Here is a 13122-nt window from a genome sequence, read left to right on the forward strand (position 1 = left end):
CCGAGCCCCGCGGTCGCGGTGACATTGCTGGCGAGCGCCTGCAGGAAGCCGTGGTCAGCGAGCGGGAAGCGCGCTATGTCGCAGCAGTGCCTGACCCAGCGGAGCCAGTGGCGGGGCAAAGTCAGATTTTGTTCGGCGATTTGCATGTGCATACCACGTTTTCCCCGGATGCCTTCATGTGGTGCTAGCTGCCGAGCCTGCCAATATTGAAGCACTTAACCAGCGCCAACAGGCCCTGGGTGTGCTGCTGGATGCCGCCGAGCACGGCCTGAATAACGACTACGAGATTTACTGGTTACAGGCGCGTATGGCGGATATCGCGGCGCGCCTGGAAAGTCCGGCGGCTAACTAGCCCTCGTTGCTGCTGCGGTAGGGGGTCATGCCCGCGCGCTGACGAGCCTTGGCGTGCCCCGCCTGCTGATCGATAGAAAAGCGGTAGGCGACGTAGTACTTGTAGATATTGGCGACATACTGCACTGGTTCGCGCCCCACCTCCCGCGCAGCAACCAACTCGACATTGTCAAACCACACATTCGGATCGTAGCCCAGTTGCTCTGCCTTGCGGCGCAGGTTGATCATGCGTGAGGGGCCGGCATTGTAGGCGGCCAGTGCAAGCAGTGATTTGTTACGAGTGTCGATGGCCGGATCGTTGAAGTAGCGATCGCGGAGAAAATCGAGGTACTTGATGCCGGCGTGGATATTGGCGTCGGCGGTACTGATGTCGTGAATGCCGACGTTTTTGTCGCTTGCGGTGGTGGGCAGCAGCTGCATGACGCCGACTGCGCCAGCGTGGCTGCGCGCACTCTGGTCCAGCCGTGATTCCTGGTAGCCCTGTGCGGCCGCGAGCAGGTAGTCCACCTCGTACTGTTCGCCATACTTCTGAAAAATATGCTGCAGCTCCAGGAAGCGCTGATAGTCACTATCATCGAGCGCATTTGCCGCCCAGTCAAAGTCACGGATATAGCGATTCTTGAGTACGTTGCCCACGAGCGTGCCCTCACGGTTCTTCTTCAGGAAATCATTGACCACCGCCGCTAGCTGCGGGCTGTCCTTGCGGAATGCCCAGGCGATCTTGCCACCTTCGCGGAACAAGATATCGTCGCGCACAGTGGTATTGGTAAACACGCCTTTCCATAATGTGGGCTTGTACGAGTCCACAATGGCCCAGGGCAGCAGGCCCTTGTCGACCATTTCAATCAAGTCGTCGTCTTCCAGGAATTCCGATACGAGCTCGGTTCTGACCGGCGCCTTACCCTCCGCCAGGAGGCGTTCGTTGAGCGTTTCGATACTCTCGCGGTAGCTGCTCGACTGGCGCACGTACAGGGTTTGTCCCGCGAGGTCGTCGATCGATGCGAGTGCGGGCGCCGTGGGTCCGGTAATCAAGATCTCAGAGACGTCGCGCGAGGCGGGAATGGAGAAATCAAACTGTTGCTGGCGCTCTGGGGTAATCGACAGGCTGGCATTGATGATATCGCCGTGACCCGCGAGGAGGGCAGGTACCAACTGGTTGCGCGCCATGGGAATGATCACCACATGTACCTTGACCGTCTTGCGCTGCAAACGTTTGTTCAAAAACGTTTCAAACATCGAGGAAATTTCTTTGACCAGGCCTTTTTCCTGGCCGTTTTCTTCCAGGTAGTAGCGCCCCGGGCTGTACACGGTCAGTACCCTGACCGTGCGATGTTCCTCCATGGTATCCAGATCACCCGTCCAGGGGTCTTTGAGGCCGTTGAGGGCATGCTGTGCCTGTTCTTCGGCGGAAGGCGCGAAGGGCAGAGGCTGTTCTTCAGTCTCGACCGGTTCCGCCGGCAGCGATGGCTCAGTCTGCACTTGTTCCGGTGGGGATTCGGCCGACTCCGGAGCGTTGTCGCCGCAGGCGGCCAGGCTAATCAGGCAGGTAAGGTACAGCAGTCGAGTGAGGTACTTCATTGACAGTCAGCTTAGTGGGTTTGTGCCAACATCTTCCCGTTTGCGGGATAGATTGGCAACTCCTTATCCCGCAGTTTGACCGCCATCGATTGGCAGTTCGATACCGTTGACGAAGCGCGCCTCGTCCGAGGCCAGATAGGCAACCGCACCCGCAATTTCTTCCGGCGTGGATGCTTCGACCAGCGGAAGCAGGCGAGAGAACAGCTCCATGTCTGCGCCCTCGGGCATCTTAAACCCCGCTGATAAAGGCGTCTGGACAAAGCCGGGGCACACGGCATTGACGCGCACTTCCTGTTTGCCGAATTCCATGGCCAGGGCCTTTGAGAACATCAGCACGCCCGCTTTGGTGGCGCAGTAGGCCGAGTTGTAGGCCTGGCCTTCGCGGCCCGCACTGGAAGACATGTTGACGATATTGCCTTTGCTGGCGAGCAGGTGGGGCATGGCGGCGCGACTCATGAAGAACACACCATTGAGATTAATGCCGACCATCAGGTCCCACTGCGCATCGCTGATGTCAGTGAGGTTCTCGGAGAAGGCAATACCGGCGATGTTGCACAGTACATCCAGCTTGTCGAAGCGCTCAATACAGGCCTCCACCGCCGCGTTACAGGCTGCAGGCTGGGTGACGTCGACTTCGGCGATCGCCGAAGCGACGCCCTCTGGCAGGGCTTTGACCGTCTCAGTCAGGCCGTCTTTGTTGATGTCTGTCAGGAAAAGAGCGGCGTCTTCATTTGCCAGGCGAATCGCTGTAGCGCGACCAATGCCGGACGCAGCGCCGGTAATCAGCGCGACCTTGCCAGTGAATCTTTGCATTGTGGTTCCTCAGGTAGAGAGAATGATCTTGCCCATGTGGGCTCCACTTTGCATGTAATCGTGAGCGCTGGCCACATCCGCCAGTTCAAATACCCGGTCGACCACCGGCTTGATGGCGCCGCTGCGCAGATGCGGATAAATATGCTGCATGATTTCCGCGGTCATGACGGTTTTCTGGGCGAAGCTCTGGGCCCGCAGGGTGGAGCCCGTCAGCGAAATCCGCTTCATTAGCAGCAGGGCGAAATTAACCTCAGCCTGGAAGCCGTTCATGAATGCGATGTTCACAATACGCCCTTCCGGCGCCGCGACATTGATGTTTTTCTGAATGTAGTCGCCGCCCACCATGTCCAGAATGACATTCATCTGGTTGTTCACCTCGGCCTCTGCCAGCGCCTGCTCGAAATCCTGCTCGCGGTAATTAATGGCTAGGGTGGCGCCGAGTTCGCGCAAGGCTGCGCACTTTTCCGGGGTGCCCGCCGTGGTATACACCTCGCCGCCCATGGCACTGACCATCTGCACGCCTAGGGTGCCAATGCCGCTGGCGCCACCGTGAATGAGCACCTTGTCACCCGCCTGCATAGCGCCGCGCTGGAAAATGTTGTGCCATACCGTGAGCAGGGCCTCGGGCAATGCCGCCGCTTCGGCCATGCTCAACCCCTCTGGCACTGGAAAGCATTGGCCGACAGGCGCAATAGCTTTGGTGGCGTAACCGCCGCCGTGAGTAAGTGCGCAGATGGTGTCGCCTTCGCGCCACTCGCTCACACCTTCACCGACGCTGATGGCCGTGCCCGCCACTTCCAGGCCCATGATCGGCGAAGCGTCCTCTGGCGGCGGATACAGCCCCGCGCGCTGCAGCAGGTCGGCCCGATTGAGCCCCGCCGCCGCAACGTCAATCAGCACTTCACCCTCGCCGGGCGCCCCGATCTCGTCAGTCGCTATGCTGAGGCTGCGGTCTTCTTCATTTATTGCGACGTAGTGTCGTTCGATGGTCATTCAAGTGTCCCCAGCAAAATGGTTGTGCCGAACAGAGGGTCGGAAGGCTGTTAAACCCTTTCGAAATCGTCGGGAGGCAGGATGCCGCGCGCCGAAACGATTACATGGATGTACTCGAAGTGGTTTCGGAAGGGTTTAACAGCCTTCCGACCCGAAACGTGCAGCAGACTAATTCTCTAAGGCAACCCGCCACCCATGCGGATCCTCAGCTGTGCCACTCTGAATCGCACACAGCTGTTCCCGCAGCTTGCTCGACCACGGGCCCATGTCGCCGTCACCGACCTGAATGGTCTCGCCGTTGTACACGAGCTCGCCAACCGGGGTGAGTACCGCTGCAGTGCCTGTCAGGGCTGCCTCGCCCAGCGGTGCCCGCTCCAGCAGTTCGGCCACATCAAAGTCGCGTTCAGTTACAGTGAGGCCTGCGGCGGCCGCCAGGGTGAGAATACTTTCGCGGGTGACGCCGGGCAGAATAGAGCCGTCCAGCGGTTTGGTGAGCAGCTCGCCGTTTTCGATGAGAACGAAGTTGGCCGCGCCCGTTTCCTGAACAATACCACCCGGGGCGAACAATACCTGGTCTGCGCCCATCTCTTCGCGGGCGCGCACCACCTGGCGCATGGCTGCCGCGTAATTGCCGCCCGTCTTTACTTCGCCGAAATTCGGGGTGGAGCGCTGGGCCTGATCGTCGACCTTGACCCGCAATGGCTTGAGCCCGCCGGTAAAGTAGTCACCCACCGGTGAGGTGAGTACGTAGTAGATCGCCTTCTGGGTGGGGCGTGCGGCGGCGCCGATATCCTCTTCGGTGCCGAACAGCGTCGGGCGCAGGTACAGCGAACCCGGGTAGGCCGGTATCTGGTCGCTAACTTCGGCAACGGCTTTGTGCAGTGAGGCGAGCAGGGTTGCTTCATCGGGCACCGGCAGCAGCAACTGGGCAGCGCTGCGCAGCAGGCGCGCCACGTGGCGATCCGGGCGGAACAGGTGAATGTCGCCGCTCTCGGTGCGGTAGGCCTTCAAACCTTCAAAGCACTCGCTCGCATAGTGCAGTACGTGGGTGGCCGGGTGCAGGTTAAAGGGCTCGACGGGCACCACTGCCAGGCCGGACCACTGTCCGTCTGCATAGTGGTTGATGACCATCTTGTCCGTAAACTCTGTGCCGAATGCCGCCATTGTCCTACTGCTCTATGTGTTTCCTGGCCCCGCTCGGGCCCGGTAAATATCGGGTGGGTGAACACACCATAATACCCCGAGAACCCAGTGTTTGGGGGTAACCCCCGAGGAAAAATCCGGAAATTTGTCACAGGGGGAGCAGCGGCTAGGCTGCGGTTTATTACTTTGGTAACCCCGGAGCCGAGCGCGGCCTATGAGAGTACTGCTACTGCTGTCGTTGTTAATGGTTTGCACCGGTGTAAGCGCGGATATTCGGCAGGAATTGCAGTCCCTGACCGAGCATCTGGTCATCGACGGCGGTGGCCAGCTGCCGAGCGGCGGACAGATATACCTGCCGGTCATAATCGAGGATTGTTACGCCCGCCAGGAGTACCAGCCCGCCTGGCGCGATAGTGATCAGGCTCAGCGCATGCTGGATTCGTTGCGCGACAGTTACGCCGAGGGCCTCAGTCCCGATGACTATTACTACGGCGAGCTAATGGCATTGTGGTCGCTGCGGGGTCAACAATGGCCTGAGCGCGACCGGGCCCGGGGCCGTTTCGATGTCATGCTTACGGATGGCGCCCTGCTCCATATACAGCATGTAGCTCGGGGTAAGGTTGACCCGCGCCAGCTTGACCCCACGTTCAACTACGTCCAGCTCGATTTTAATATGCACACCATTGCCGGCGAGCTGCAGCAGGCGATTGCTGAGGATACGATCGAAGACATTGTTGCGCGGCTGCGCCCCAGATGGCCTTTTACTACCAGATGATGGCAGCTTTGAAGCACTACCGCGCCCTGGCCGCCACAGGTGAGTTTCGCCCTCTGCCTGGCGAGACAGTGCTCAAGCCCGGCCAGGCCTATGCGGTGGTGCCCGACCTCGCGGCGCGTCTGGTGGAGCTGGGGTATCTGCCTGCGGGCGACTATGGCCGTCAGTATGGCGGTGCGATCAAGGATGCGGCCAAGGTGTTCCAGGCGGACCACGGCCTGGATGTCGACGACATTGTCGGTGCCCAGAGTTACCGCTTTCTGAATATGACGCACGCCCAGCGGGTGAAGGAACCGCTGCGCCTGGCCGAGTTGTTGCTCGACGCCCCCCAGCAGTGGTCGCTGGAGGATGTGCAGGCAGTGGTCGACAGCCGCAACCCCCAGGTCCGGGTGCCCATGGAGCGCGACGTACACGTGTTGCTGATGTACTGGACTAACAGCCCGGCACGAGACGGTCGCCTGCAGTTCCACGCGGATGTGTATGGCAAGGATCCGGGCGCGCTGGCCCTGCTGGATGCGCCACCCAGGGTGAACGAGGTGCGTTGCCTGCTACTGATCTTGCTGTTGCTGCCCCTGCTGGCGAGGGCGGAGCTGCCCACGCTGTCGTATCGCGGGCTACCCCTGGTATTTGCGCCGTTTACCCTAGTGGGCGGCATTGCCCGCTACCGGAAAACCAGTCGCCACGGCGGCTTTGTGCATTTAGACACCCGGGGTTTCCGCGCGCGCTGGTAGTCAGCGCGGCAGCAAGCGCACCGGCATCTGTTTGAACCCGTGGACCATATTGGAGCGGATGAAGGCCGGCTCACCGGTCAGCTCGATGCCGCCGAATTCGCGGAAGAACTCCTCGAGGAAGATGCGCGCTTCCAGTCGCGCCAGGTTCGCCCCCAGACACAGGTGAATACCGTGGCCAAAGGCCAGGTGGGGATTCGGGTCGCGGTGAATATTGAACTCCATGGGGTTGTCGAATACCCGCTCGTCGAAGTTGGCGGCGCTGTACAGCATTACCACCTTGTCGCCCTGGGCAATGGCCTGGCCGGAAATCTCGGCGTCGGCGGTGGCAGTGCGGCGGAAGTAGTGCAGGGGGCAGGTCCAGCGCAGCATTTCTTCCACTGCCCCGGGGATGAGGTCCGGGTTCTGCTCCAGCTGCCGATACAGCTCGGGTCGCTGGATCAGCTCATACATGCCGCTGGAGATCAGGCCCCGCGTGGTCTCATTGCCTGCCACCGCAATCTGCACAAACAGTGAGGCGAACTCTGCCTCGCTGACACTCTCGCCCTCCACTTCCTGGTTGATCAGCAGGGAGATCAGGTCGTCGGCGCCGGAATCCTTGCGTTCGCAGGCCAGCTGGAAGCCGTAGGTGCCCATTTCAATGCTGGCGTTGTTCACTTCCTTGGGGGTGCCGCCCAGATCAGGATCAGAGGCGGAGGTCTGCAGGTCTGACCAGCGGCGCATCTGCGGCCACATGTCCCGGGGGATATCCAGCAGCGAGCCGATGACGGCTGTCGGCAGGTCGCCGGCCAGGCTCTCGACAAAATTCACCTCACCGATGTTGCGGGCCGTCTCCATCATGCCGCGGGCAATCTCGCGGATCGCCGGTTCCAGCTGTTCCAGGCGGCGCGAGGTAAAACGCGTGATGACCGCCCGGCGCAGTGGGCTGTGCTTGGGCGGGTCCATGCCCAGCAGTTGGTTGCGTGCCATATCGAGAATGTCGCCGGGTAAATCGTCGACAAGTACAAAGCCCTGCTCTGCTGAGAACGTTTTGAAGTCGCGCGACACTGTAATAACGTCGGCGTGACGGCTGACGACCCAGTAGCCGCCACCTTCCGGGTGAGCGTGCCAGTGGATTGGGTCATTGTCGCGCAGCCACTTGAACTGCTCGTGGGGAATGCCTGTCGTGTAGGCGTCCGGCGAGTAAATATCGATGTTCATGGTCGTCCGGTGCCTATTCTACGAGCACATTCGGACGTGGTAGGCCCTGTTCCTCGCACATGGCGAGGTAGAACTGCAGGGTCATGTCGCCGTCGACCACCGAGGTAATGTTGCCGTCTGCGTCCAGATTGATGTTACTGCCGTACATCTGGAACCACACGCGGGTATTGTCTTCGATGCATTGCAGGGTGTGTACGGAGCCTGCAGGTTCGTACAGGAACGAGCCTGTGCGATTAACGTAGTCGTATTCCTTGTACTTCCAGGCGCCTGAGCTGGTATAGCCCCATACCGGCCCTGTGTGCTTGTGCTGCTCCACTTCATAGCCTGCCTGGAAGATATTCTCGATGATCCACAGGCCTTCGCCGCGTTTCACCTGCAGGACCTTTAGTAGGCTGCCGTCGCCGATGTCGATAAAGGGCAGTTCGTCGGCCCCGATGTGTACTGCTTCTGTCATGTCCATAGAAAAGCTCCTGTTATTCAGCCTGGACGACAGCGCCGCTGGCCAGGGAGTTGTTTATATCGTCTTCGCTAAAACCGAATTGCGCCAGAATATCCCGGCTGTGCTCGCCATTGCGCGCGGGTGGGCGGCTGATGGCTCCCGGCGTGCGGCTGAAGCGCGGTGCCGGGGTGGGCTGCCAGACATCGCCATCGTCGATGAACGTGCCCCGCTCCTGGTGGTGAGGGTGATGGCGAACTTCGGCCATCGTCAGTACCGGTGCGTAGCAGATGTCGGCGCCGTCGAAAAAGGCATCCCACTCGTCCCGGGTCTTGCGCTTGAAGATGTCGCTCAGTTTCTCTTTCAGAGCGGGCCAGGCGGCCATGTCCCACTGGTTCTCCAGGCCGGCAGCTTCATCACCGAGACGCTCGAGCAAGGCCGCATAGAACTGCGGTTCAATCGAGCCGATCGTGATGTATTTGCCGTCGCCGGTCTCGTAAACCTCGTAGAAGTGCGCGCCGGAATCGAGCACATTGGTACCGCGCTCATCGCTCCAGAAGCCCACCTGGTTGGCGGCGAAGCTTGAGCTCATGAGGTTGGCGACGCCGTCGATCATTGCCGCGTCCACGACCTGGCCCTGGCCGGAGGTTTTGGCTTCCAGCAGTGCGCAGACCAGGCCATAGGCGAGGAAGATGCCGCCACCACCGAAATCGCCCACCAGGTTGAGAGGGATGGCGGGCTTCTCGCCCGCCCGTCCCATACCGTGGAGCGCACCGGACAGGGCCACGTAGTTGAGGTCATGGCCGACCTCTTTGGCCATCGGTCCCTCCTGGCCCCAGCCAGTCATGCGGCCGTACACCAGGCGCGGATTGCGCTGCAGGCACACGTCCGGTCCCAGGCCCAGGCGTTCCATAACGCCGGGGCGGTTGCCCTCCAATAATCCGTCTGCCTGTTCAATCAGGCGCAGCACCGTGGCCACGCCCTCGGGTTGCTTGAGATCGACGCAAATACAGCGCTTGCCGCGGTTGAGCACATCCAGCTTGGGGTTGATCTGCTGGTCGGAGAACAGGCCGCCGCCGGGTCTTTCAATGCGAATAACCTCCGCGCCCATGTCGGCCAACGACATGGCGGCGAAGGGGGCAGGTCCAATTCCGGCGATCTCGATAATAGTGATTCCTGCAAGCGGTCCCATGGTGAAGCTGGCTCCTTTAGATGAAGCGTCCAGCTTGGCCCTTGGCGTGCCCGGGGACAATGGCGTGATCAGGCGCCGGGAATGTCTTTACAGATCAACTGCTCGAACATGCCGCGGGCTTCCTCGAGCTTGGCGAACACCGGGTAGCGGCTGTCCAGGCACCAGTTGATCGTGAGCATGTTGAGTGTGCCTACCACGGTTGTAGCGAGCATTTCTGGGCTGAAATCCCGTTTCACGTCGTCCAGTTCGTAGCCCGCACGAATCAATGCGCTGAAGCTGGTCATGGCGGAGGCCCCAAGTTCTCGCTGTGTCTCCTGGTCCTCGGCAAATGCGGTGGGGCCGATCAGCACCAGTTGGCGGTCGATGTCGTTCATGCCCGCAAAGGCGGATTCAATGTAGTCGATCATGGCCTGCAGGCGGCCCCGGGTCGTCGGCTGCGCGGCCATCAGTTCCGCGAGCATCGGCTCAGCGCGCGCATACAGGCGTGAGATGCCCAGGGCCCCGAGCAGGGCGTGCTTGTTGGTGAAGTGGCCGTAAAAGGTGCGCCGGGCCACATCTGCCTCCTGGCAGATCTGCTCGATGCTGGTGTCTTCGATGCCGTATTGCTGGAACAGGCGATAGGCCGCCTCTTCGATACGGGCGCGAATTTCCTGTTTGCGTTTTTCCCTGCGCCCCAGCGGGGCTTCGATAGTGTCCATGAAAATATGGTAATGCAGTTGCAATGATCTCTGCATTAAACTAATTTGTATACAAATGTGCAAGTTTGCGCGTTTGTATGTATTTTATATAGAGCAACGATAGCTTCAGGTGAAACCGACCATGTCCGACAAGTTATTGGTGGTCTCTACGGACTGCCACGCCGGCCTCCCGATCGCCGATTACAAACCCTATGTTGAGAGCAAGTATCACGACATGCTCGACATGGCGGTGCCCATTACCATCGACATGCTCGAGAAATCCGAGTCGATGTTCCTGATCAAGGAGATTAATGACGCCTGGCGGGAGCCGATCGAGCAGGAACTCACCGGCGCCTGGAAGTACGACGAGAGGGTGCGCATGCTGGCCAGTGACGGTATTGCCGCCGAGATCATTTTCCCGGATGGCATAACCGAGAAAAATACGCCGCCATTTGGTGCCGGTCTGGGGTTGTCTCCCCGGGACATGGTGCCGGAGCTGCAGTGGGCGGGGGCCATGGCCCACAACCGCTGGTTGGCGGAGCTGTGCGCAAACGACCCTGCGCGGCACATCGGCGTGGCCTCGATTCCGCTACTGTGGGATGTGGATCAGGCCGTGGAAGCCGTGCGCTGGTGTGTAGACAATGGCTTGCGTGCAGTCATGATCCCCACCATGTGGGGTGAGCATGATGCCTATCATCACGTGAAATACGACCCTTTCTGGGAGGTCTGCCAGGACCTGGGCGTGATTGTACATTTCCACTCAGGTCCGGCGCCGCATCCTGAGTACTTTGGCAAGGGTTTCCCCGCTGAAGACCAGCGCAGTGAGCTCCCTGGTGCCATGGGCATATATGTGTCAGAGGTCATGTGGTGGCTTTACCGTCCGCTCACGTTCATGATCTGGGGGGGCGTGTTTGAGCGCTTCCCGCGGCTGAAAGTGATGATTGTAGAAGGAGGCACTATGTTTATGCTGCCTTCCTGGCTGCGGCTCATGGACTTCCAGTACCACGAGGGCGAGATCTCAGCCAAGCTGGGTGATTTCAAGAGTCACCTATCCATGGCGCCCAGCGAATACTATCGACGCAACGTGGGGATTGGCGCGTCTTGCGTGCGCCGCGACGACCTCGACGAGCGCGCTGCGATTGGCCCTTCACAAATCATGTGGGGCAGCGATTTCCCTCATCCCGAGGGCACCTGGCCTAACACCCATGCCTACTACCGCGAAACATTCAGCGGTCTGCCCGAGATCGATGGGCGTAACATTCTTGGCGAAAACGCCGTGGCCTTCTACGGCCTCGACCGCGATCGCCTGCAACAGGTGGCCGACGATATCGGCCCCGACACATCCATTTTTAACTGACCCGAGCTATCAACGGGAGAGCATCATGACCATCGTAGAAGCCTGTGAATCACATACCAACACCACCCCTGAATTTCCCATGGGGTGGTTCTCCGTGTCCCGCTCCCAGGAGCTGGCCATTGGCGAAGTCAAAGCTGTAAAGGCCTTTGACCGCGAACTGGTGCTTTACCGCACCCGTTCCGGTAAGCCGGCCGTTCAGGATGCGTATTGCCCGCACCTGGGGGCGCACCTTGGGCATGAGGGGCGCGTGATTGGCGAAACCATTCGCTGCCCGTTCCACGGCTGGCAGTTCAATGCCGATGACGGCAAGTGTTCGCATATTCCTTATTGTGAGGAAATCCCCGATCGGGCCCGATTGCGCACCTGGCACACCGAGGAAAAAAATGGCGAGGTGTATATCTGGTTCCACCCTGAGAACACTGCGCCCCAGTGGGAATTGCCCGACCTGCCTGAGCTGGGCGACCCGAACTGGACCACACCGCGCTATACCGACCACCTGGTGCCGGCTCACGTGCAGGATATCTGTGAGAATTCCTGTGACCCGGTGCACTTCGCCTTCGTTCACAAGCAGGGCACGATCCCCGAATCCGAAGTCACCATCGATCCGGATGGCCGCACCATGCACCTGCACTCCAACATGGAAACCAACGATTTCCCGAGCCAGCTGCATGCGATCACTTACAGCCCGGGATTTGCGATGGTGCGTAATACCTACGGCCCTGGCGCTGAAATGATCATGTACAACAGCCCTCAGCCCATCGACAAGCACAATACCTACATGCGCTGGACGCTGATTGTGCGCAAGGAGATCGAAGATCTGGCCGGCGACGACGTCATGCAGGGCATTATCGACGGGCTCAGTGATGACTACCCGATCTGGGCCAACAAGGTCCACAAGCGGCGCCCTGTATTCTGCCGTGAAGACAAACCCCTGGTGACCTTCCGCAAGTGGGTGCGCCAATTTTACGTGACCTCACAAGACAAGAAGGAGATCGCCTGAGGTGAAAGATTTTAGCGGTAAAGTCGCTGTCGTAACTGGCGGTGCAAGCGGCGTAGGCCGTTCACTGGCATTTGCACTAGGGCGTCGCGGCGCCAAAGTGGCCGTGGGCGATGTCGATGCCAAGGCCATGGAACAGGTGGCCGCCGATCTGGCCGCAGAGAATATTGAAGCTATCGTTGAGCGCTGTGATGTGACCTCGCTGGATAGCCTGAACGCCCTGGCCGATGCCGCCACTGAGAAGCTCGGTGGCCTAGACCTGGTATTTGCCAACGCCGGTATCGGCGCGGGTGAGGGCGGTGCGATGTGGGACTACTCCGAGAAAGACTGGGAATGGTGCCTGAACGTGAATGTCTGGGGTGTGATCAATTCGATTCGCGCATTCATGCCGCGGCTGGTAGCCACGGGTCAGGAGGCGCACTTTGTGGTGACAGGCTCCGGCAACGGCGCCTATATGGTTCTGCCCGATGCCCCGATCTATACAGCCAGTAAAGCCGCTGTGCATGCGATCACCGAGAACCTGCACTATCAGTGTCAGGCGGGTCAGCTGCCGGTGAAAGTCAGCGCGCTGTTCCCCGGTCCGCATGTGGTGGACACCGGCCTGTTCAATTCAGACCGCGTGCGCCCTGAAGATCTCAAGAAGGATGGCGGAGCCCCGGATTCCGGCATTACTTCCGTGGATGACATGAAGCGCATGGCCGCTGAATTTGGCATCGAAATGCAGACCACCCACCCCGATGAAGTGGCTGCTATGGCTTTGCAGGGTCTCGAACAGGACGCGTTCTGGCTACTGGCAACCACCCCGGAAACCGACCAGAAAATTCGCGACCGCGCGGACATGATTTTGAACAGGACGCCGCCGGTACCGGCGGCGTTAGGCTAACC

General features: G+C 60.0%; 15 protein-coding genes. 7 read left to right on the top strand and 8 right to left on the bottom strand.

Features of this window, described 5'->3' with window-relative positions; genetic code table 11:
- On the top strand, window positions 1–188 hold a 188-nt coding region (locus tag A3709_RS23525; RefSeq protein ID WP_197484022.1), incomplete at its 5' end, for a hypothetical protein.
- Window positions 179–352: a hypothetical protein gene (locus tag A3709_RS22955; RefSeq protein ID WP_156507515.1), complete on the top strand. Its 174-nt coding sequence runs from the start codon at window positions 179–181 to the stop codon at window positions 350–352. The genes A3709_RS23525 and A3709_RS22955, both read left to right, overlap by 10 nt.
- On the opposite strand, the gene A3709_RS01190 is transcribed toward A3709_RS22955, so the two are convergent.
- From A3709_RS01190 to A3709_RS01205, 4 genes are all read right to left on the bottom strand, one after another.
- Window positions 349–1929, bottom strand: coding sequence for a transporter substrate-binding domain-containing protein (locus A3709_RS01190; protein ID WP_066048859.1), 1581 nt, complete (start codon window positions 1927–1929; stop codon window positions 349–351). The genes A3709_RS22955 and A3709_RS01190 overlap by 4 nt on opposite strands.
- A 63-nt stretch (window positions 1930–1992) precedes the next feature.
- Window positions 1993–2742, bottom strand: a complete 750-nt coding sequence (locus A3709_RS01195) for an SDR family NAD(P)-dependent oxidoreductase (protein ID WP_066048861.1) — start codon at window positions 2740–2742, stop codon at window positions 1993–1995.
- Window positions 2743–2751: 9 nt separating this feature from the next.
- Entirely contained in the window at window positions 2752–3735 is a 984-nt protein-coding gene (locus tag A3709_RS01200; RefSeq protein WP_066048864.1) for an NAD(P)H-quinone oxidoreductase, read from the bottom strand.
- Between the two features lie 168 nt (window positions 3736–3903).
- Complete coding sequence (locus A3709_RS01205) at window positions 3904–4899, bottom strand: branched-chain amino acid aminotransferase (protein WP_066048866.1); 996 nt, start codon at window positions 4897–4899, stop codon at window positions 3904–3906.
- A gap of 193 nt (window positions 4900–5092) precedes the next feature.
- Between A3709_RS01205 and A3709_RS01210 the strand changes: the two genes are divergently transcribed.
- Both A3709_RS01210 and A3709_RS01215 read left to right on the top strand, forming a co-directional pair.
- Window positions 5093–5653: a hypothetical protein gene (locus A3709_RS01210; RefSeq protein WP_156507516.1), complete on the top strand. Its 561-nt coding sequence runs from the start codon at window positions 5093–5095 to the stop codon at window positions 5651–5653.
- Window positions 5632–6381, top strand: coding sequence for a hypothetical protein (locus A3709_RS01215; protein ID WP_066048871.1), 750 nt, complete (start codon window positions 5632–5634; stop codon window positions 6379–6381). The genes A3709_RS01210 and A3709_RS01215 overlap by 22 nt, the downstream gene beginning before the upstream one ends.
- Here A3709_RS01215 and A3709_RS01220 read toward each other — a convergent pair whose 3' ends face one another.
- The 4 genes from A3709_RS01220 to A3709_RS01235 all read right to left on the bottom strand — a co-directional run bounded on the left by A3709_RS01220 (window position 6382) and on the right by A3709_RS01235 (window position 9928).
- Window positions 6382–7578, bottom strand: a complete 1197-nt coding sequence (locus A3709_RS01220) for a cytochrome P450 (RefSeq protein ID WP_066048874.1) — start codon at window positions 7576–7578, stop codon at window positions 6382–6384. It abuts the gene before it with no gap.
- 13 nt (window positions 7579–7591) lie between these two features.
- Complete coding sequence (locus tag A3709_RS01225; protein ID WP_066048877.1) at window positions 7592–8038, bottom strand: 2,4'-dihydroxyacetophenone dioxygenase family protein; 447 nt, start codon at window positions 8036–8038, stop codon at window positions 7592–7594.
- 13 nt (window positions 8039–8051) lie between these two features.
- The gene (locus A3709_RS01230; RefSeq protein ID WP_066048879.1) at window positions 8052–9206 is read right to left on the bottom strand and encodes a CaiB/BaiF CoA-transferase family protein; all 1155 of its coding nucleotides are present in this window, start codon (window positions 9204–9206) and stop codon (window positions 8052–8054) included.
- Window positions 9207–9274: 68 nt separating this feature from the next.
- Window positions 9275–9928, bottom strand: coding sequence for a TetR/AcrR family transcriptional regulator (locus A3709_RS01235; RefSeq protein WP_169843850.1), 654 nt, complete (start codon window positions 9926–9928; stop codon window positions 9275–9277).
- A gap of 97 nt (window positions 9929–10025) precedes the next feature.
- Here A3709_RS01235 and A3709_RS01240 point away from each other — a divergent pair, with 97 nt between their 5' ends.
- From A3709_RS01240 to A3709_RS01250, 3 genes are read left to right on the top strand one after another with little or no spacing between them, the layout of a single operon-like run.
- A complete protein-coding gene (locus A3709_RS01240) occupies window positions 10026–11240 on the top strand; it encodes an amidohydrolase family protein (protein ID WP_066048886.1) in 1215 nt (404 codons plus the stop codon).
- Between the two features lie 25 nt (window positions 11241–11265).
- The gene (locus tag A3709_RS01245) at window positions 11266–12240 is read left to right on the top strand and encodes a Rieske 2Fe-2S domain-containing protein (protein ID WP_066048889.1); all 975 of its coding nucleotides are present in this window, start codon (window positions 11266–11268) and stop codon (window positions 12238–12240) included.
- 1 nt (window position 12241) lies between these two features.
- Window positions 12242–13120: an SDR family NAD(P)-dependent oxidoreductase gene (locus A3709_RS01250; RefSeq protein WP_066048892.1), complete on the top strand. Its 879-nt coding sequence runs from the start codon at window positions 12242–12244 to the stop codon at window positions 13118–13120.
- The last annotated feature ends 2 nt before the right edge of the window (window positions 13121–13122 follow it).

The sequence above is a fragment of the Halioglobus sp. HI00S01 genome (genome assembly GCF_001635445.1).
Taxonomy (GTDB): Bacteria; Pseudomonadota; Gammaproteobacteria; order Pseudomonadales; family Halieaceae; genus Halioglobus; species Halioglobus japonicus.

What these genes read in the sequence shown, in the direction of transcription:
- A3709_RS01190 (WP_066048859.1), bottom strand. Translation starts at nt 1,929, where the DNA reads ATGAAGTACCTCACTCGACTGCTGTACCTTACCTGCCTGATTAGCCTG.
- A3709_RS01195 (WP_066048861.1), bottom strand. Translation starts at nt 2,742, where the DNA reads ATGCAAAGATTCACTGGCAAGGTCGCGCTGATTACCGGCGCTGCGTCC.
- A3709_RS01200 (WP_066048864.1), bottom strand. Translation starts at nt 3,735, where the DNA reads ATGACCATCGAACGACACTACGTCGCAATAAATGAAGAAGACCGCAGC.
- A3709_RS01205 (WP_066048866.1), bottom strand. Translation starts at nt 4,899, where the DNA reads ATGGCGGCATTCGGCACAGAGTTTACGGACAAGATGGTCATCAACCAC.
- A3709_RS01210 (WP_156507516.1), top strand. Translation starts at nt 5,093, where the DNA reads ATGAGAGTACTGCTACTGCTGTCGTTGTTAATGGTTTGCACCGGTGTA.
- A3709_RS01215 (WP_066048871.1), top strand. Translation starts at nt 5,632, where the DNA reads ATGGCCTTTTACTACCAGATGATGGCAGCTTTGAAGCACTACCGCGCC.
- A3709_RS01220 (WP_066048874.1), bottom strand. Translation starts at nt 7,578, where the DNA reads ATGAACATCGATATTTACTCGCCGGACGCCTACACGACAGGCATTCCC.
- A3709_RS01225 (WP_066048877.1), bottom strand. Translation starts at nt 8,038, where the DNA reads ATGGACATGACAGAAGCAGTACACATCGGGGCCGACGAACTGCCCTTT.
- A3709_RS01230 (WP_066048879.1), bottom strand. Translation starts at nt 9,206, where the DNA reads ATGGGACCGCTTGCAGGAATCACTATTATCGAGATCGCCGGAATTGGA.
- A3709_RS01240 (WP_066048886.1), top strand. Translation starts at nt 10,026, where the DNA reads ATGTCCGACAAGTTATTGGTGGTCTCTACGGACTGCCACGCCGGCCTC.
- A3709_RS01245 (WP_066048889.1), top strand. Translation starts at nt 11,266, where the DNA reads ATGACCATCGTAGAAGCCTGTGAATCACATACCAACACCACCCCTGAA.